General features: G+C 75.1%; 17 protein-coding genes. 12 read left to right on the forward strand and 5 right to left on the reverse strand.

Translation table 11 applies throughout. The annotated features are described in order from the left end of the window. The first annotated feature begins 184 nt into the window (after positions 1-184). The 4 genes from ACZ4V6_RS10505 to ACZ4V6_RS10520 all read left to right on the forward strand — a co-directional run bounded on the left by ACZ4V6_RS10505 (position 185) and on the right by ACZ4V6_RS10520 (position 4,986). Positions 185-661: a DUF6643 family protein gene (locus ACZ4V6_RS10505; protein ID WP_467824810.1), complete on the forward strand. Its 477-nt coding sequence runs from the start codon at positions 185-187 to the stop codon at positions 659-661. A gap of 42 nt (positions 662-703) precedes the next feature. After that, the gene (locus ACZ4V6_RS10510; protein ID WP_467824813.1) at positions 704-1,531 is read left to right on the forward strand and encodes an MOSC domain-containing protein; all 828 of its coding nucleotides are present in this window, start codon (positions 704-706) and stop codon (positions 1,529-1,531) included. 185 nt (positions 1,532-1,716) lie between these two features. Continuing rightward, positions 1,717-2,322 carry an Rv1733c family protein gene (locus tag ACZ4V6_RS10515; RefSeq protein WP_467825610.1) on the forward strand — a complete coding sequence of 202 codons (606 nt, stop codon included), beginning with the start codon at positions 1,717-1,719 and terminating at the stop codon, positions 2,320-2,322. 216 nt (positions 2,323-2,538) lie between these two features. Then, positions 2,539-4,986, forward strand: a complete 2,448-nt coding sequence (locus tag ACZ4V6_RS10520) for a right-handed parallel beta-helix repeat-containing protein (protein ID WP_467824815.1) — start codon at positions 2,539-2,541, stop codon at positions 4,984-4,986. Between the two features lie 18 nt (positions 4,987-5,004). On the opposite strand, the gene ACZ4V6_RS10525 is transcribed toward ACZ4V6_RS10520, so the two are convergent. Next, the gene (locus tag ACZ4V6_RS10525) at positions 5,005-7,386 is read right to left on the reverse strand and encodes a hypothetical protein (protein ID WP_467824817.1); all 2,382 of its coding nucleotides are present in this window, start codon (positions 7,384-7,386) and stop codon (positions 5,005-5,007) included. 269 nt (positions 7,387-7,655) lie between these two features. On the opposite strand from ACZ4V6_RS10525, the gene ACZ4V6_RS10530 reads away from it, so the two are divergent. Both ACZ4V6_RS10530 and ACZ4V6_RS10535 read left to right on the forward strand, forming a co-directional pair. Then, the gene (locus ACZ4V6_RS10530; protein ID WP_467824819.1) at positions 7,656-8,477 is read left to right on the forward strand and encodes a DeoR/GlpR family DNA-binding transcription regulator; all 822 of its coding nucleotides are present in this window, start codon (positions 7,656-7,658) and stop codon (positions 8,475-8,477) included. Positions 8,478-8,569: 92 nt separating this feature from the next. Continuing rightward, positions 8,570-9,043 carry an SRPBCC family protein gene (locus ACZ4V6_RS10535; RefSeq protein ID WP_467824822.1) on the forward strand — a complete coding sequence of 158 codons (474 nt, stop codon included), beginning with the start codon at positions 8,570-8,572 and terminating at the stop codon, positions 9,041-9,043. Here ACZ4V6_RS10535 and cds1 read toward each other — a convergent pair. After that, positions 9,040-10,212, reverse strand: coding sequence for an L-cysteine desulfhydrase Cds1 (cds1, locus tag ACZ4V6_RS10540; RefSeq protein ID WP_467824824.1), 1,173 nt, complete (start codon positions 10,210-10,212; stop codon positions 9,040-9,042). The two genes, ACZ4V6_RS10535 and cds1, sit on opposite strands and share 4 nt — an antisense overlap. A 343-nt stretch (positions 10,213-10,555) precedes the next feature. On the opposite strand from cds1, the gene ACZ4V6_RS10545 reads away from it, so the two are divergent. Together ACZ4V6_RS10545 and ACZ4V6_RS10550 are read left to right on the forward strand one after the other, a co-directional pair. Further along, complete coding sequence (locus ACZ4V6_RS10545; RefSeq protein ID WP_467824826.1) at positions 10,556-10,879, forward strand: hypothetical protein; 324 nt, start codon at positions 10,556-10,558, stop codon at positions 10,877-10,879. A 184-nt stretch (positions 10,880-11,063) separates the two neighbouring features. Continuing rightward, a complete protein-coding gene (locus ACZ4V6_RS10550) occupies positions 11,064-11,597 on the forward strand; it encodes an ATP-binding protein (protein WP_467824829.1) in 534 nt (177 codons plus the stop codon). 273 nt (positions 11,598-11,870) lie between these two features. Here the strand turns inward: ACZ4V6_RS10550 and ACZ4V6_RS10555 are convergent, their stop codons facing one another. Further along, positions 11,871-12,155, reverse strand: coding sequence for an SHOCT domain-containing protein (locus tag ACZ4V6_RS10555; protein ID WP_467824832.1), 285 nt, complete (start codon positions 12,153-12,155; stop codon positions 11,871-11,873). Positions 12,156-12,334: 179 nt separating this feature from the next. Between ACZ4V6_RS10555 and ACZ4V6_RS10560 the strand changes: the two genes are divergently transcribed. The 4 genes from ACZ4V6_RS10560 (at position 12,335) to ACZ4V6_RS10575 (ending at position 14,655) form a co-directional block, all read left to right on the forward strand. Beyond that, complete coding sequence (locus tag ACZ4V6_RS10560; RefSeq protein ID WP_467824835.1) at positions 12,335-12,901, forward strand: TetR/AcrR family transcriptional regulator; 567 nt, start codon at positions 12,335-12,337, stop codon at positions 12,899-12,901. A gap of 18 nt (positions 12,902-12,919) precedes the next feature. Further along, positions 12,920-13,510, forward strand: a complete 591-nt coding sequence (locus ACZ4V6_RS10565; RefSeq protein WP_467824838.1) for a DUF4865 family protein — start codon at positions 12,920-12,922, stop codon at positions 13,508-13,510. An 87-nt stretch (positions 13,511-13,597) separates the two neighbouring features. Then, the gene (locus ACZ4V6_RS10570) at positions 13,598-14,035 is read left to right on the forward strand and encodes a hypothetical protein (protein ID WP_467824840.1); all 438 of its coding nucleotides are present in this window, start codon (positions 13,598-13,600) and stop codon (positions 14,033-14,035) included. A 239-nt stretch (positions 14,036-14,274) separates the two neighbouring features. Next, positions 14,275-14,655, forward strand: a complete 381-nt coding sequence (locus ACZ4V6_RS10575; RefSeq protein ID WP_467824843.1) for a VOC family protein — start codon at positions 14,275-14,277, stop codon at positions 14,653-14,655. A 10-nt stretch (positions 14,656-14,665) separates the two neighbouring features. Here the strand turns inward: ACZ4V6_RS10575 and ACZ4V6_RS10580 are convergent, their stop codons facing one another. Both ACZ4V6_RS10580 and ACZ4V6_RS10585 read right to left on the reverse strand, forming a co-directional pair. Beyond that, positions 14,666-15,904 (reverse strand): ROK family protein, encoded by a 1,239-nt coding sequence (locus ACZ4V6_RS10580; protein WP_467824846.1) that lies wholly within the window; start codon positions 15,902-15,904, stop codon positions 14,666-14,668. A 37-nt stretch (positions 15,905-15,941) separates the two neighbouring features. Beyond that, positions 15,942-16,613 carry an alpha-ketoglutarate-dependent dioxygenase AlkB family protein gene (locus tag ACZ4V6_RS10585; RefSeq protein WP_467824848.1) on the reverse strand — a complete coding sequence of 224 codons (672 nt, stop codon included), beginning with the start codon at positions 16,611-16,613 and terminating at the stop codon, positions 15,942-15,944. Positions 16,614-16,622: the final 9 nt, after the last annotated feature.

Here is a 16,622-nt window from a genome sequence, read left to right on the forward strand (position 1 = left end):
CGCAGACCGTCGGCCGACCGCCGGTAACCCGCCCGAAACTCGGCCTTTACACCAAGATCGCGCCCCGTGCCGTCCCTTTTTGCCGTTTTCACTCTGATTGGGGATCTCAGGTCACCGCGAGCACGGAAAACAACCCTCTTATCGGTCTCCCCAACCAGCACATCGTGGGCTTAACTTATGTGCCATGACCTCCCCCCGCTCCACTTATGGTGGCGGCTACTACTCCGCCTCCTTCCCGGACACCCCGATCTACGACTCGCTCGTCGCCGAGCGCGGTACCCCGCAGATCGCCCCGATCCGGGTTCCGGCCGAGTACGACGCGCCGGGCAGCCACCTGCCGGCGCTCCCCTCGGCCCTGCCCGCCCTCCCGGCGGCCCCTTCCCAGCCCTCCTACGGCTATCCGCAGCAGATGCAGCAGATGCAGCAGCCCGCCCCGCTGCAGCAGGCGCCCGCCCCGTACATCCCGCAGCAGGCGCCCGCCCCCTATATCCCCCAGCAGGCGAGCGCCCCGCGCGGCTACCCCGGCCCCCAGCAGCCGCAGCAGCCCCGCCCGGCCGCGCCCGGCCCCGCGGGGTACGAGGCGATGCGCCCAGCGGCCTCGCGGCCCGCCCCGGCGCCCTATCAGGACCCGTACAACAACCAGCAGTACCGCGGGTACTGAGCCGTCTCCCCTGGGGCCGGTGCCGCCTGGCACCATGACTCCATGGGGAACGCGCGACTGCAGTCGATTCACGTCCATCCGGTCAAGGCGTTCCGGGGCCTCGCGCCCCGGGAGGCCGTCGTGGAGCCCTGGGGGCTGGCCGGAGACCGCCGCTGGATGCTGGTCGACGACGGGGGAAAGGTCGTCACGCAGCGCGAGCAGCCGCGCCTCGCCCTGGCCGCCGCCGAGCTCCTGCCCGGCGGCGGCATCCGGCTGTCCGCGTCCGGCCGCCGCCCGCTGACGGTCCCGGTCCCGCACGCGGTGAGCACGGTCCCGGTGCGGCTCTTCGGCGACAAGGTCGAGGCGGTCCCGGCGCAGGGGGACGCCGCGCACGCCTGGTGCAGCGCCCTTCTCGGTGCGGACGTACGGCTGGTGCACCTGGACGATCCCGCCACCCGCCGGCCCGTCGACCCCGCGTACGCGCTGCCGGACGAAACCGTCTCCTTCGCCGACGGCTTTCCGCTGCTGCTCACGACGACGGCGTCCCTCGACGCCCTCAACTCCCTGATCGCACAGGGGGAGCACGCGGCGGAGGGCCCGCTGCCCATGAACCGCTTCCGGCCGAACCTGGTCGTCACCGGCACCGACGCGTGGGCGGAGGACGGCTGGTCGCGCCTCGTCGTCGGCGAGGTCGGCTTCCGTGTCGCCAAACCGTCCGGGCGCTGCGTGGTGACGACCACCGACCAGGACACCGCCCTCCGCGGCAGAGAGCCCCTGCACAGCCTCGGGCGCCACCGCCTCATCGGCCGCAGGCTGGTCTTCGGGCAGAACCTCGTGCCCCTCGGTCCCGGCACGATCCGGGTCGGCGACCCGGTGCGGATCGTCGCGTGACGCAAGCGACGCGCCCACGTACCGGTGACCGGGAACCCGGTCACCGGTACGCGCGTTGGCCGGTGTGAGAGACAGGTGGGAAGAGACGGCCGAGGACGCCGGCGCGAGACGCGCCGGCCCTCCCGGACCGGCTCGTGGACGAACGGATCGACCAGGGGCGGCAGGAGCGGGAAGGGGGCCGGGCAGTGCGGGCGATCAGGGGACTCTGGCGCTGGCGGCACAATCCACTGCGCCGCACGACCGACCTGGTCGAGGCCTGGGTCGCCCTGGCGGGCCTGCTGCTGATCCTCTCCGTCGCGCCCCTGGTCGGCGCGCTCGTCGGAGGAGCCGCGCAGGACGCCCTCCAGCGGTCGGTCCGCGCCCAGCGCGAGTCCCGGCACCAGGTGACGGCCTCCGTCGTCCGCGAACTGAGGCGCTCCCCGCCGAACGCCGATCCGGAGGGCGTCTCGGCCGGGGACCTGCGCAGCCGCGTCCTCGCCCGGTGGGAGGCGCCGGACGGCTCCGAACACCGCGGTTCCGTCCTCACGGGCCTGCGGGACCCGCACGGCGGCGACCACTTCCGGATATGGACCGACGGGCAGGGCCGGCTGGTGCCCCGCCCGCTGGACTCCTCCACCGCCACGACGCACGCCGCGCTCGCCGGCATCGGCGCCGCCCTGGCCACCGCGGTCCTGACCGAGGCGGGCCGGCGGATCGTCGTGTGGCGCATGGTCCGCCGCCGCTACGACCGTTGGGAGCGGGAGTGGGGCCGGGTGGGCCCGGACTGGGGCCTGACCGGCACGGGCAGCTGACGGGCTTCCGCCTCTGGTCAACCCACCGTCCGCGCGCACGCTACGGTGGACCGGCCGAACCAATCGGCGACAACCCGCGCGTGAGGAAGCCACAGGTGCGCGCCGGTGTCGGGAGCGCGTACGGGCCCACGGGCGCGGGCGGGGTCCCGCCCCGGCCGGGGCGTCCCCGACGGCGAACGAGCCATCAGTACGACGAGGTGGGGGCACAGCAACGCCATGGCACAGGGCACGGTCCAGGTGACGCACACCGGCACCTCGCGGTGGCGGCGCCGCACGGGTGAGTACGCATCGCTCGCCGCCGCCCTGGAGGCCGCGGCCGACGGTGACGTCCTCACCGTCGCCCCCGGGACCTACCGGGAGAATCTCGTCGTCCAGCGGGCGGTGACCCTGCGCGGGCCCGAGGGGGCCCAGGGTTCGGTGCGCATCGCGCCCGTCGACGGGGTGCCGCTGACGGTGCGTGCCTCGGCCGTCGTCCAGGACCTGCACGTCGAGGGCCAGGACGCGGCGGCGCCCGCGGTGCTCGTCGAGGAGGGCACCCCGGAACTGCTGGACGTCCGCGTGGTCACGCGGTCCGCGTCCGGCATCGAGGTGCGCGGCAGCGCCCGGCCCACGGTGCGCCGCTGCACCGTCGACAACCCGGCGGGCGTCGGCATCGCCGTCCTCGACGGCGGGGGCGGGGTGTTCGAGGAGTGCGAGGTCGTCTCGGCCGGCCAGGCGGGTGTCGCCGTTCGCTCCGGCGCACGCCCCCGGCTGGAACGCTGCCGGATCCACCACGCCGCCGGATCGGGGCTGACGGCGACCGGTGAGCACTCCGCGCTGGAGGCGGTGGGGTGCGAGGTCTACGAGGTGCGGGGCAGCGGCGTTCAGGTCTCCGGCCGGGCCACCGCGCACCTGACCGACTGCGACGTGCACCGCACCACCGGCGACGGCGTCACGCTCGACACCGACGCCGTGCTCACGCTCGCCGACTGCCGTATCCACGACATCCCGGAGAACGCGGTCGACCTGCGCTCCCGTTCCGTGCTCACCCTGACCCGCACCAGCGTGCGGCAGTTCGGGCGCAACGGCCTGTCGGTGTGGGACCCGGGCACGCGCGTGGACGCCAACCAGTGCGAGATCTTCGACAGCACGGGCGACTACCCGGCGGTCTGGGTCAGCGACGGCGCCACCGCGGTGCTCGACTCCTGCCGGGTGCACGACGTGCCGGACGCGCTGTTCGTGCTGGACCGCGGCTCGCGCGTGGACGTCGTCGACAGCGATCTGTCCCAGGTGCGGAACACGGCGGTGTCGGTGAGTGACGGCGCCACCGCGCAGCTCGACGACTGCCGCATCCGGGACGCGGCGACGGGCGCGTGGTTCCGCGACCACGGCAGCGGCGGCACCCTGAACAACTGCGCCCTGGACGGCAACCGCACCGGCGTGATCGTCACCAAGGGCGCCGACCCCACCATCGAGCGCTGCACGGTCGACTCCCCCTCCGAGGCCGGGGTCTACGTGTCGGCGGGCGGCCGCGGCAGCTTCCTGAACTGCCGGGTGACGGGCAGCGCCGGTTACGGCTTCCACGTGATCGACGGCTGTCGCACGACGCTGAGGAAGTGCCGTACGGAGCGGTGCGCGCGCGGCGGTTTCGAGTTCGCGGACGGCGGCCCGGACGCGTCGTCCGACTCGGGGCCGCTCGTCGAGGACTGCGCCAGTGACGAGAGCGGCGGCGGTCTGGCGCCGCCCCCGGCGCGGGAGGCGGCCGTGCAGACGGCGGGCCACTCCCCCGGCGGTCTGCTGGGCTCGATCCCCGGGCAGCGCAGCACCGAGCAGGAGCCGCTGGTCGCGGGCCCCGGGCCCGGTGAGCCCGCGCGGACGTCGAAGGCCGTCCTCGGCGAACTGGACGCGCTGGTCGGCCTGGAGAGCGTCAAACGCGAGGTCCGCGCCCTGACCGACATGATCGAGGTGGGACGGCGCCGGCAGCAGGCGGGGCTGAAGGCCGCGTCGGTCAAACGGCACCTGGTCTTCACCGGCTCCCCCGGCACCGGCAAGACGACGGTCGCCCGGCTGTACGGCGAGATCCTGGCCTCCCTGGGCGTGTTGGAGAAGGGCCACCTCGTCGAGGTGTCCCGCGTCGATCTGGTCGGCGAGCACATCGGCTCCACGGCGATCCGCACGCAGGAGGCGTTCCAGCGGGCGCACGGCGGTGTGCTGTTCATCGACGAGGCGTACGCGCTCTCGCCGGAGGACGCGGGCCGGGACTTCGGCAAGGAGGCCATCGACACGCTGGTGAAGCTGATGGAGGATCAGCGGGACGCGGTCGTGGTGATCGTCGCGGGCTACACGGCGGAGATGGAGCGGTTCCTGTCGGTCAACCCCGGAGTGGCGTCCCGCTTCTCGCGGGTCATCACCTTCGGCGACTACGGCCCCGAGGAGCTCCTGCGGATCGTGGAGCAGCAGGCCGAGGAGCACGAGTACCGGCTGGCGCCGGGCGTGCCCGAGGCTCTGACGCGGTACTTCACGGCGCTCCCCAAGGGCCCGGCCTTCGGCAACGGCCGCACCGCGCGCCAGACCTTCGAGGCGATGGTGGAGCGGCACGCGAGCCGCGTCGCCCAGCTGGCGGACCCGAGCACGGACGACCTGAGCCTGCTCTACGAGGAGGACCTGCCGGAGCTGCCCCGGTAGGAGCTGCCGGGGCAGGCCCTAGCAGCCGCCGGGGCCGCCGTCCGCGCCCGGGACGGGGGGTGCCTGGCCGGTGTGGCACGGTGCCGGCGCCTCCGGACGCAGCCGGGCCAGCAGCCGTCGCCGTTCCTCGGCGAAGGCCGGGTCGGCCTGGTAGTCGGAGTGGCCGAGGATCGGCGCGGGCAGCGGGTGGAGATCGGTGCGGCCGTACGTCAGCGGGTCCTTGAGGGGTTCGCGGTCCACGGCCGGACCGCAGTCGCCGGGCAGCCGTACCGGACCTCCGATGGGGTCGGTGCGCCGGTGGAGGTTGCGCCAGCAGTCGACGTCCCGGTGCAGGGAGCCGAGCGCGTCGGGCCCGAAGTGGGCGGGGAACCAGCGGCCGTAGAGGCGTTCCAGCGGGGAGCCGTAGGTCAGCAGGGCGACCCGTCTGCGGGCGGAGGGCGCGAGCTGCCAGGCCGCCGCGGCGGCGAGGACGCTGCCCTGCGAGTGCCCGGAGATGACCAGCCGCCCGCCGGTGACACGGGTCCAGGTCGCCATGCGCCAGGTCAGGTCGGGCACCGCGCGCTCGGCGTAGCAGGGGGGTGCGAAGGGGTGGGCGGCGCGCGGCCAGAAGGTGCCCACGTCCCACAGGATGCCGATGGTGCGCCGCGCGGAGGCGTCCTTGTAGGCGCGCCTGCCCCAGGTGACGAAGAGTACGAAGCCGAGGCCGATGAGCCAGGAGCCCAGCGCCTGCGCGGTCTGCGCGGCCCCCTGCACGACGGCGTACGTCCCGCGCGCGGCCTCGGCCGGCACCCGGTCGGTCGTCAGGGCGCCCGCGAGGGCCGCCGCGCCCAGCAGCAGGGTGGCGACGGAGGTGACGGCGACGACGAGCGGGCCCCGGTCGGTGAGGGCGGCCATGGCGCGGGCGGTCGCGATGCGGCGGGTGCGGCCCGGGTCCCCGGCCCCTTCGGGGTGTTCGCGCTCCACCGCGTCCCGCTCCGCCCGGGCGAGGAGCCAGGTGCGCCGGGCGAGGCCGGCGCAGAGCAGCAGCACGACGACGAGCAGCGGCGGGATGACGGACGCCTGCCAGGTCAGCAGGACGGGCGGCCCGTCGATGGAGGTGCCGGTGCCGTCCAGCCAGTCCGACACCCGCTGCGCCACGCCGCCGGACATCACGCCCCCCAGCGCGCAGGCCAGCATGGCGACGGCGGGCCCGCCGAGGCCGCGGATCGCGGCGCGCGGGTCGGGGCGGGCGCGGTGCAGCGCACGGGCGACCACACCGAGGACGATCACCAGCAGTCCCTGCACCAGGGCGATGCCGCCGAAGGCCGTGTCCCCGGGCAGCCGGCCCGCCGACGTCCACCCCGGGCGGGCCCAGCCGCCGTACACCAGGGCGAACACGAGCAGGGCGAGGGCGGTGAGCGGCAGGCGCCGTACGACGTGCCGGTCGAGTTCCCGGTCGAGGCGGTTCTCGCTGCGGCCCCGGCGGCAGGTCACGCCCACCGCCGCGATCGCGCCGACGGCCAGCGCGCCCTGCAGCAGCCATCCGAGCGTGTCGAGCAGCGCCGGCCCGCCGGGCGCGCGGTCGAAGCGGGCCGCCGGCACGCCGACCGCGGCGGCGACCGTCAGCAGGCCCGCCGCGGTGTGCGCGGCGCGCAACCGGGCCACCAGGCGCCGCCCGTACCAGAACCCGGGCCGGTTCAGGGCGGTGGGGCCGGGGTCGCCCTCGGGGTCGGCGGCGCGTTCCATCGGCTGCTGGGACTCGTACGCCCGCCAGGTGCGCAGGGACAGGTACCACAGGAGGCCGGTGAGCGCGGCGGGCACGGCGGCCGCGAGGGCGAGCCTGCGGCCGGGCGTGCTCCACCAGCCGCCGTCCGGCATCGCCGGCGACAGGAAGCCCAGCCAGGAGTGCCGCTGGGCGCACGCGCGCGTGCCCGCGCACTGCCAGGCGACGAGGTCGATCGCGACCTCGCAGGCCGCGGCCACCAGCAGCACGGTCAGGGTCAGTCCGGCGAGCCGCACCAGCAGCCCGTAGAGCCGGACCGTCCGGATCCGGCCGTGCGCGGCGGGCCGCATCCAGTGGGCGAGGTTGACGACCATGAACGGCAGGAGCAGCAGCCACAGGGCGCGGGTGCCGTTGCCGGAGGTGAGGTTGCACCATACGTAGGCCTCGGGCACCGGCCGGCCCCGGTAGTCCCCGGGCCGGGACTCGGCGTCGGCGTCCTCGGTGCGCCGGAAGACGGCCGCGGTGTGGTCGCCGGTGACGCGCACGGTGCGCGGGTCGTCCAGCATCTGGGCGGGTGTCGTGCCGCCCACGCCGTGCACCAGGAGCTCCAGCGCGGTGCCGGTCTCCCGGGACCGCGGGCCGGGGACGGCGGGGTCGCTCCCGTCGCCGGCTCCGGTCCGTTCCTGTGCCTGTTCCACTGCCCGCACCCCCCGTGACGCGCCGTCGGCCGTGTCCGTGCGGGCACAGGATCTCCGGTTCGCGGGCGTCGTACACCCCTGCGCACGGAATCTCCCCGAACCGTGTGACGGGCCGGACGTCGTGGCGGGCGGGCTCCGGCAGCCGGTGGCGCGGCCCGCGGCGTGGCGTGCGAGGATGGGACGGCCGCGCGCAGGACCGGGAGAACTCCTCGTCGGAGCCGGTGGGCGGGCGTGTCGGACGGTTTGGCGGCGAAGGGACCGAGGCGTACGTGAGTGAGAATCCGAACCTCCTCGCGGAGCAGCGGCGCGCCCTGATCCTCGACGAGGTGCGCCGCCGCGGTGGCGTCCGGGTCAACGAACTGACCCGCAAGCTCGGCGTGTCGGACATGACGGTCCGCCGCGACCTCGACGCGCTGGCGCGGCAGGGCGTGCTGGAGAAGGTGCACGGCGGTGCGGTGCCGGTGGTCGAGGCGAGCACGCACGAGCCGGGGTTCGAGGCCAAGTCGGGTCTGGAGCCGACCGCCAAGGAGGACATCGCGCGGGCCGCGGCCGAGCTGGTCGCGCCGGGGGCCGCGATCGCGCTGTCGGGCGGTACGACGACGTACGCGCTGGCGCACCGGCTGGTGGACGTGCCGGATCTGACCGTGGTGACCAACTCGGTGCGGGTGGCCGACGTGTTCCACGTGGCGCAGCGCGCCTCGGGCGCGCGGCAGGGCACGGCCACGGTGGTGCTGACCGGCGGTGTGCGCACGCCCTCCGACTCACTGGTGGGGCCCGTCGCCGACCAGGCGATCGCGGCGCTCCACTTCGACGTGCTGTTCCTCGGTGTGCACGGGATATCGGCCGAGGCCGGTCTGTCGACGCCGAACCTCGCGGAGGCGGAGACCAACCGGCGGCTGGTGCAGTCGGCGCGGCGGGTGGTGGTGGTCGCCGACCACACCAAGTGGGGCGTGGTCGGCCTGAGTTCGTTCGCGGCGCTGGAACAGGTCGACACGCTGGTGACCGACGGCGGTCTGCCGGCGGACGCGCGGGCGGAGATCGCGGAGCATCTGCGGCTGGTCGTGGCGGGCGAGCCGGACAGCGACGGCTGAGGCCCTGCTGACAGCGGGCGAGTCCGCCGCTAGGGTGACGGGACTTCGCGGGTCGTCCGCGTCCGCGGCTCGTCACGAGGGGGTCGTCGTCCATGGCTCGCCGTCTGCGTCCGGTGGGGCTCGACTTCGTCGAGTCGGCACCCGTGCGTCTGGTGTTCTCGGCGGAGACCGCCGCCGCGCCCGAGAAGGTCTACCGCGCGCTCGCCGAGGACGTGCCGGGCTGGTCCGCGTGGTTCTCCGCGGTGACCTCCGCGCGGCCCATCGCCGAGGGAGCGGGCCGCGAGATACGGCTCGTGGGCGGTGGGCGCTTCCTGGAGGCGGTGCTGGCGGCCCGGCCCTGCGAGGTGTACGCGTACCGCGTGGACGTCACCAACGCGCCGGGGGCCCGGGCGATCGCCGAGGAGTGGCGGCTGGCGCCGGCCGGCACCGGGACGCGCGTGCGGTGGACGTTCGCCGCCGACGGCACGGCGCCCTTCCGCCGGGTCGTGCGCCTGGGCGGCCCGGCGCTGGGGCGGGCCTTCCGGAACGCGGTCGCGGCACTGGACCGGCGGCTGGCCGTGCGCTAGGACGCGTCCGCGCGGTCCGTCCGTCCGTCCAGGTCCGCCCGCGGTCGTTCGGGCCAGGCGCCGGTGGCCAGGAGCGAGTCGATGGCCGCGGCGTACGGACGGATGTCCAGGCCCTGTTCGGCGAGCCACGCGTCGGAGTAGTACTTGTCGAGGTACCGGTCGCCCGGGTCGCACAGCAGGGTCACCACGCTGCCGTGGCGTCCCTCGGCCACCATCTCGGCGACGATCTTCAGCGCACTCCACAGTCCGGTGCCCGTCGATCCGCCGGCCTTGCGGCCGATGGCCCGCTCCAGGGCCCGTACGGCGGCGACGCTGGCGGCGTCGGGCACCTTCATCATGCGGTCGATCGCGCCGGGCACGAAGCTCGGCTCCATGCGGGGCCGGCCGATGCCCTCGATGCGGGAGCCGCAGTCGCAGGTGACGTCCGGGTCGCCGGTGGTCCAGCCGTCGAAGAAGCAGGAGTTCTCCGGGTCGGCCACGCAGACGCGGGTGTCGTACTGCATGTAGTGCACGTAGCGCGCGAGGGTCGCGGAGGTGCCGCCGGTGCCGGCCGTGGCGACGATCCAGGCCGGCTCGGGGAAGCGCTCCAGCCGCAGCTGCCGGAAGATCGACTCGGCGATGTTGTTGTTGCCGCGCCAGTCGGTGGCCCGTTCCGCGTAGGTGAACTGGTCCATGTAGTGGCCGCCGGTCTCGGCCGCGAGGCGGGCGGACTCCTCGTACATCCTGCGCGGGTCGTCCACGAAGTGGCACCGCCCGCCCTGGAACTCGATCAGGCGGATCTTCTCGGCGCTGGTCGTACGCGGCATCACGGCGATGAAGGGGACGCCGATGAGCGAGGCGAAGTACGCCTCGGAGACGGCCGTCGAACCGCTGGACGCCTCGATCACGGGCCGGTCCGGCCGGATCCAGCCGTTGCACAGGCCGTAGAGGAAGAGCGAGCGGGCGAGCCGGTGCTTGAGGCTGCCCGTCGGGTGGGTCGACTCGTCCTTCAGATAGAGGTCGATGCCCCACCGCTCCGGCAGCGGGAACAGGAGCAGGTGGGTGTCGGCCGACCGGTTGGCGTCGGCCTGGACCTTGCGCACGGCTTCTTTCAGCCAGGCGCGGTAGTCGGCGTCGCTGTGGTCGACGTCGAGGGTGGCGCCGGTCCGGGACTGCTGAGGGGTGCTCACGGCGGGGCTCCTTACGCTGCGCTCCGACGGCGCCTCGCGCGGCCGGCACACCGATCATAGGCACCTTCCACACGCTTCTCACCTGCATAAACACACCTTTGAGGGCCTCAAAGACGCCCTGGGGCAAGGGCTGTGGCCGCGTGGGGGCGCATTCGCGCGAGTGCTCCGGGCGCCTCCGGAAAGGGGCGGCGCGCACTGGTGCTCGGCGCCGAGGGCGGGCAGACTGCACGCGGCGGGACCGGAGTCCCGTCACGGGCGCACACTGGAGCACGACACGAGCCGGTGCCGGGGGCCCTCGCGGTGCCATGGTCCGGCGGTCCGACGCGCACGAGGGGGCGACGGCATGGCGGAGCCGGAGTTCACGGCCACGGGGGTGCGGATCGGCAAGCGGCTGCGTTCGCTCACCCGGGCCGGGCAGGTCCGGATCAGGGACGGCAGGCTGGAGCTGCTCACCAGCTACGGCAGCGAGATAGACAGCGCGCCGGTGCGGGCCGTGCGCGCCGCCCGGCCCTGGTTCGCCTCCCAGGACCGGGCGCTCGCCGACCTCGACGGCAAGCGGTACCTGCTGACCCTCGGCGAGCGCGACCCCGCTCCCGGCGAGCCGGGCCCGCCCGCCGCACGCCGTTTCATCGAGGCCGTGCGCAGGGCCGCGGGGCGCAACGGCTGAGATGACCGTGACTTGCGGTGCCCCACCCCTTGCGCCACTCTGGTCTCACGTCACTCTGGGTTTACCGGCGATAACGCTGCGAACCAGCCCGCCGGCCATGACAGCAGGCGGCGATGCGCCGCGTGCGCCCTGCTGGATCCGAACTCCGTGTTCTTCCGGACCTCTATGTCGGGGAGTCGCAGCCGTGATCAGTCACCCAAGCAGACACTGCACGGTGGAGCTCCAAGCCCTGCCGTCGCGGATCGGCCAGGTCCGCAGAATCGTATCTGCGCAATTGCGCTACTGGCATATGGATTCCCTGATCGACCGGGCGGCGCTCGGCGTGACGGAGTTGTTGACCAACGTCCACCTGCACGCCGCGCCCGACAAGACCTGCACCGTGGAGATAGAACTCCTCCTGGACCGGCTCACGGTCTCGGTGCGCGACCACGATCCGCGTCTGCCCGTGGTGGACGACGCCGAGCCCCTCGCCACCTGCGGGCGCGGGCTCGCGATGGTGGCGGCGATGAGTGAGAGCTGGGGCGCCCGGCCGGACGGCGAGTCCGGAAAGGTCGTCTGGTTCACGCTCCCCACGGCCCCCGCCGTGGCTCCCGTCGCCGCGCGTCCGCCGCGCCGCCTGGCCGGCGAGGTGTCCGTCGGCGCGTTCGCGGAGGCCGAACGCGCCGTCGAGCTGGGCAGACCGCAACCCGCTCCCGCCCGGCCGGCCGTTGTCGGCTGACCGGGCGGTGATCCTTCGCCGCCGCGGGCCCGGCCGGCCGTTCCCGCCCCGGGTCGGGAGCGACCGGTCGCGGGAGCGGACGGGGGACTCCCCGGTCTCCCAGGGCCTCGGGCCCGTCGCTCGGTGGCGACGGCCCGGGCGCCGGCGGCGAGGCCGACGGCGGTGAAGCGCCCGGCCGAAAGGTCCACGCCGGCCCCGTCCAGGGCGCGCACGGCGGTGCCGCCACGGCCGTACGGCTTCACGGCGTCGACGCCCCGGGCGGCGGTCGTCGTGTCATGCCGCACCTCCCCCGCCCGTCCGGCCGAACCGCTCGTCGAGCACGGACAGCCGGCGCCAGTACTCGTCCTCGTCGATCTCTCCGGAGGCGAAGCGGTGGCCGAGCACGACGATGGGTGAGTGGTCCTCGACGACGGGCGGGCGCCAGGCGCCGCGGCGGCCGCGCCACGCGGTGCGGCGCAGCAGGGTGACGCCGGCGGCGACGACCAGCGCCCAGACCAGCGGGAAGAGAAGGATCCACGGGCCGGGCCCGCCGTCGGCGAAGTGTGCCAGGGTCTGCATGTCGTCCAGCTCCTCGGTGGCGATGTCCTGTGTGTCGCTTCCGAGCGTCGCCCCGGCAGGGGGCCCGGGTCGTCGTACGGCCGGCGGCGGTGTGCGTACCGCGGAGGGAGCAGGACGACGAGCCGCGCCTGCTCCCTCCGCCCTCGACTTCTGTAACTACTAGTATGTACAGTGGGCGCATGAGCACCTCGGAGCGGCTGATCGAGTCCACGCGCGAGCTGTTGTGGGAGCGCGGTTACGTGGGCACCAGCCCGAAGGCGATCCTGGAGCGCGCGGGCGCCGGGCAGGGCAGCATGTACCACCACTTCAAGGGCAAGCCCGATCTGGCGCTCGCCGCGATCCGGCGGACGGCCGAGGAGATGCGGGCCACCGCCGAGGCGGTGCTCGACGGCCCCGGGACGCCGTACGAGCGCGTCGAGGCGTATCTGCGGCGCGAGCGCGAGGTGTTGCGCGGCTGCCCCGTCGGGCGGCTGACGATGGACCCGGACGTGATCGCCGACGCGGCCCTGCGCGCTCCGGTCGACGAGACGCTGGACTGGCTGCGGGAGCGACTCGCGCAGATCGTCGAGGAGGGCAGGGAGCAGGGCGAGTTCGCGCCCTCACTGGACGGTGAGGAGATCGCGGCGGCCGTCGTCGCGACCGTCCAGGGCGGCTACGTCCTCGCCCGCGCGTCCGGCTCGCCCGCCGCCTTCGACGCGGCCGTCCGGGGGCTGCTGTCGCTGCTCGCACCGGCCACCGCCCGCTGACGACCGAGGGACCATCACATGCACGCCATGCAGTACGCCTTCACCCTGCCCGCCGACTACTCCATGGACGTCGTCCGGGAGCGGGTGGCCCGGACCGGGCACCTGCTCGACGACTGGACCGGCCTCGGGATCAAGGCGTACCTGATGCGGGAGCGCGGGGTGCGCGGCTCGGCGGTCAACGAGTACGCGCCGTTCTACCTGTGGAACACCGTGGAGGGCATGAACTCCTTCCTGTGGCAGGGCGCCTTCCAGCGGCCCACCGACGACTTCGGACGGCCCTCGGTCCGGCAGTGGACGGGCCTGGCGTACGAGGAGGGCGGCGCCGCCGGTTCCCCGGCGCGGGTGGCGGTGCGCGGCCGCCGGCCGGTGCCCGACGGAGTGCCGCTCGCGGGGGTGGCGGCGGAAGCGGTGCGGGAGAACGGGCGGCTGGCGGCGCTGGACGGCGTGGTGCTGTCGGCGGCGGTCGTGGACACCAGCCGGTGGGAGCTGGTCCACTTCACCCTCTTCGTCCACGGCGACGCGGCGGCCGGGGCCGAGGGGGACGTGTTCGAGGTGCTGCACGTGTCCGCTCCGGGACGGGACCGGCTGCCCCGAGGGCGCCAGTGGTGAGGACCCGGGTGCCCGTGTCGACGCGGCTCCACCGGGGAGGCCCGCCGCGCGGACGTGCTCAGTTCCACGCGCGTTCTGATCGTCACGGTGGGCACCTGGGGAGACGTCGCCCCTTCCTCGGACCGGGGCTCCGGCCGAGGCGGGCCGGTCACGAGGCGGCCCCGGCCCCCCCGTCTCCGGTTCGCCGGCGGTTCCGGCAGCACGGCGGGCACCGACGCGGAGGGACGGAGCGTCCTGGTCGCCGAGGCCCTGCGGACGGCGGGGCCGCGCGGCATCGTGCAGCCGGGCTGGAGCGGGCTGCACGTCGAGGGCGAGGACGTCCTCACCGTCGCCGGGGTGCCGCACGGCCGGCTCCTGCCCCGCACGGCCGCCGTGGTCCACCACGCCGGTGCGGGCACCACCGCGGCCGATCCCGGGGCGGGAGCGCCGGCCGCACCCGTGCCCGTCGGCTCGATCAGCGCTTCCGGGCCTCCCGGCCCGCCGCCCCGGGAAGCACGCCCGCCCGCGTCCCGCACCAGCGGCTGACCGCTCCCCTCCTGGCCGACGCACCGCGCCGCGCTGTCGGCGACCCGTCCCGCCAGACCCGTACGCGCCGCGTCGCCGGCCGTCTCGCCCGCGAGAACGGAGCGGCTCCCGTACCGACCGCGCCGACCCGCCTCGGCCGGTGGCCCGGAGCGCGTCGCGTCGTGCGGCCGGCGGCCCTGCCCGGCGCGAGGAGGGGCCGTCCGGGAAGAGCTTCGCGGGAAAAGCCTTAGGGTCGGCCCATGGTGAGACTCGGGTTCCCTGTCATCGGTGTCACGGACGTGCCCCGCGCGGTGGCGTTCTGGACGGCTGCGCTCGGCCTGGTCGCCAGTGAGGAGCGGGCGAGCGAGACCTGGCGGACGCTCGAGCACGCCGACGGCTCCGGCCGGGTCCTCGCCGTGATGCGCAGCGAGTCCCCGGCCGAGCCGCGCCCCCGCCTGCACCTGGACCTGTTCACGGACACGGCGGAGGAGCAGCAGGCCGAGGTGCGGCGGCTGATCGGGCTCGGCGCGCGGGCCGTCGACTGGGACCTGTACCCGTCCGACCCCGACTTCGTGGTCCTCGCCGACCCGGACGGCAACAGGTTCTGCGTCATCGACCTCGGCCACGCGCCGACGCCCTGACCGGGACGGCTCACACCAGCGCCCCCAGCGGGTCGTCCAGCACCGGCTGCCACGCCAACTCGGCCGCGCCGACCAGGCTGTTGTGGTCCAGGGTGCAGGGCAGGATCGGCACGCTGCCGCTCTGCCCCCACAGGCTGCGGTCGGCGACGACCGCGCGCAGCCGTTCGGGGTCGGCGTCCAGCAGGGTGCGGTGCAGTCCGCCGAGGACGATCCGGTCCGGGTTGAGGAGGTTCACCAGACCGGCCAGGCCCAGGCCGAGACGGTCGATGAGGGCCCCGGTGGCGGTGCGGACGGCCGGGTCGTCGTACCGGCCGCGGATCAGGTCGTTGGACTGCTGGAGCAGGGACACCTCGGGGCCGGGCTCGCGTCCGGCCGCGGTGAGGAAGGCCAGCGGGTCGGTCTCCACGTCCAGGCAGCCCCGGCTGCCGCAGTGGCAGGGACGGCCCTCGGGGTTGACGGTGAGGTGGCCGACCTCCAGCGCGAGACCGGAACTGCCGCTGTGCAGGCGCCCGTCGAGGACCAGCGCGCCGCCGACGCCCCGGTGACCGGTGGCGACGCAGAGCAGGTCGCGGGCGCCGCGTCCGGCGCCGTGCCGGTGTTCGGCGAGGGCGGCGAGGTTGACGTCGTTCGCCGCGAAGGCGGGACCTTCGATGCCGGCGGCACGCACCTGCTCGGCGAAGATCCGCCGCACCGGGGCGCCGGCCGGCCAGGCCAGGTGCAGCGGGTTCAGGGCCAGTCCCTCCGGCTCCGCGACGGCGGAGGGCACGGCGAGTCCCGCGCCGACGCAGCGCCGCCCGGTCTGCCGCAGCAGTCCGGCGCCCGTCTCGACGACGGAGCCGAGCACCTTCGCCGGGTCGGCGTCGACGACCTCGCGGCCGGAGGCGGTGGCGACGAGCCGGCCGCCGAGGCCGACCAGGGCCGCGCGGAAGCCGTCCGCGTGGATCTGGGCGGCGAGGGCGACGGGGCCGTCCTCGGCGACCGCGAGGCGGTGCGAGGGGCGGCCCTGCGCCCCTCCCGCCGCGCCGGGGCGGGCGTCGACCCGGATCAGGCCGAGTGCCTCCAGTTCGGCGGCGACGGCGCCGGCCGTGGCCCGGGTCACGCCGAGCTCGGCGGTGAGGACGGCCCGGGTGGGGGCGCGTCCGGTGTGCACGAGCTCCAACGCGGGTCCGAGCGCGCCGCGCCCCCGGTCCAGCCGCGTCCTCGAGGTGGTCCCTTCCCCCGCCGTACGGGGGTCCGCCTTGCCGCTCATGAGGGGGAGTCTCCCATGATCCGCCGGCCCGGGAGGCCTAGAGGCCGCCGGCCCGGGGAGCCTGGAGGCCGCTGACCCGGAGCGTGATGTTCAGCCGCCCGGTGAGCCCCAACTCGGGCGGTGCGGTGCCCGCGTGCACCCGCGGCACCCCGTGGTACGCGAGCCGGGAGGGACCGCCGAAGACGAACAGGTCGCCGCTGCGCAGCTCGACGTCGGTCCAGGGGCGGGCGCGGGTGTCGGGGTTGCCGAAGCGGAAGACGCAGGCGTCGCCGAGGCTCAGGGAGACCACGGGCGCGTCCGCCCGCTCGTCGCCGTCGCGGTGCAGGCCCATGCGGGCGCCGGCGTCGTAGAAGTTGATCAGCGCGATGTCGTACGCCGCCGTGGCCGCCGCCGCGCCCAGCGCGTCGGTCACCGCCCGGCGCCCGAGGTCGCCGAGCCAGGCCGGGAAGGGCTTCACCGGGGCGCCGTCGCCGTCGACGACGGTGCGGGCGTAGGCGTACGGGTACCAGTGCCAGCCGAGGCACACCTGCCGGGCGGTCATCGTGCCGCCGCCGGGGGTGCGGACGGTGCGCAGTCCGGCGGGCGCGCGGGCCCACTCCCGGCAGGCGCGCAGCAGCTCGCGCTGCCGGCCGGCGTCCAGCCAGTCCGGCAGGTGCACCGCGCCCGGGGCGACCTCGGTGCGGGACCTCGGGAACAGCTCGGCGTCCATGCCTCCATC

The sequence above is a fragment of the Streptomyces sp. NPDC029152 genome, assembly GCF_055564355.1.

What these genes read in the sequence shown, in the direction of transcription:
- ACZ4V6_RS10505 (WP_467824810.1), top strand. Translation starts at nt 185, where the DNA reads ATGACCTCCCCCCGCTCCACTTATGGTGGCGGCTACTACTCCGCCTCC.
- ACZ4V6_RS10510 (WP_467824813.1), top strand. Translation starts at nt 704, where the DNA reads ATGGGGAACGCGCGACTGCAGTCGATTCACGTCCATCCGGTCAAGGCG.
- ACZ4V6_RS10520 (WP_467824815.1), top strand. Translation starts at nt 2,539, where the DNA reads ATGGCACAGGGCACGGTCCAGGTGACGCACACCGGCACCTCGCGGTGG.
- ACZ4V6_RS10535 (WP_467824822.1), top strand. Translation starts at nt 8,570, where the DNA reads ATGGCTCGCCGTCTGCGTCCGGTGGGGCTCGACTTCGTCGAGTCGGCA.
- ACZ4V6_RS10545 (WP_467824826.1), top strand. Translation starts at nt 10,556, where the DNA reads ATGGCGGAGCCGGAGTTCACGGCCACGGGGGTGCGGATCGGCAAGCGG.
- ACZ4V6_RS10555 (WP_467824832.1), bottom strand. Translation starts at nt 12,155, where the DNA reads ATGCAGACCCTGGCACACTTCGCCGACGGCGGGCCCGGCCCGTGGATC.
- ACZ4V6_RS10560 (WP_467824835.1), top strand. Translation starts at nt 12,335, where the DNA reads ATGAGCACCTCGGAGCGGCTGATCGAGTCCACGCGCGAGCTGTTGTGG.
- ACZ4V6_RS10565 (WP_467824838.1), top strand. Translation starts at nt 12,920, where the DNA reads ATGCACGCCATGCAGTACGCCTTCACCCTGCCCGCCGACTACTCCATG.
- ACZ4V6_RS10575 (WP_467824843.1), top strand. Translation starts at nt 14,275, where the DNA reads ATGGTGAGACTCGGGTTCCCTGTCATCGGTGTCACGGACGTGCCCCGC.
- ACZ4V6_RS10580 (WP_467824846.1), bottom strand. Translation starts at nt 15,904, where the DNA reads ATGAGCGGCAAGGCGGACCCCCGTACGGCGGGGGAAGGGACCACCTCG.
- ACZ4V6_RS10585 (WP_467824848.1), bottom strand. Translation starts at nt 16,613, where the DNA reads ATGGACGCCGAGCTGTTCCCGAGGTCCCGCACCGAGGTCGCCCCGGGC.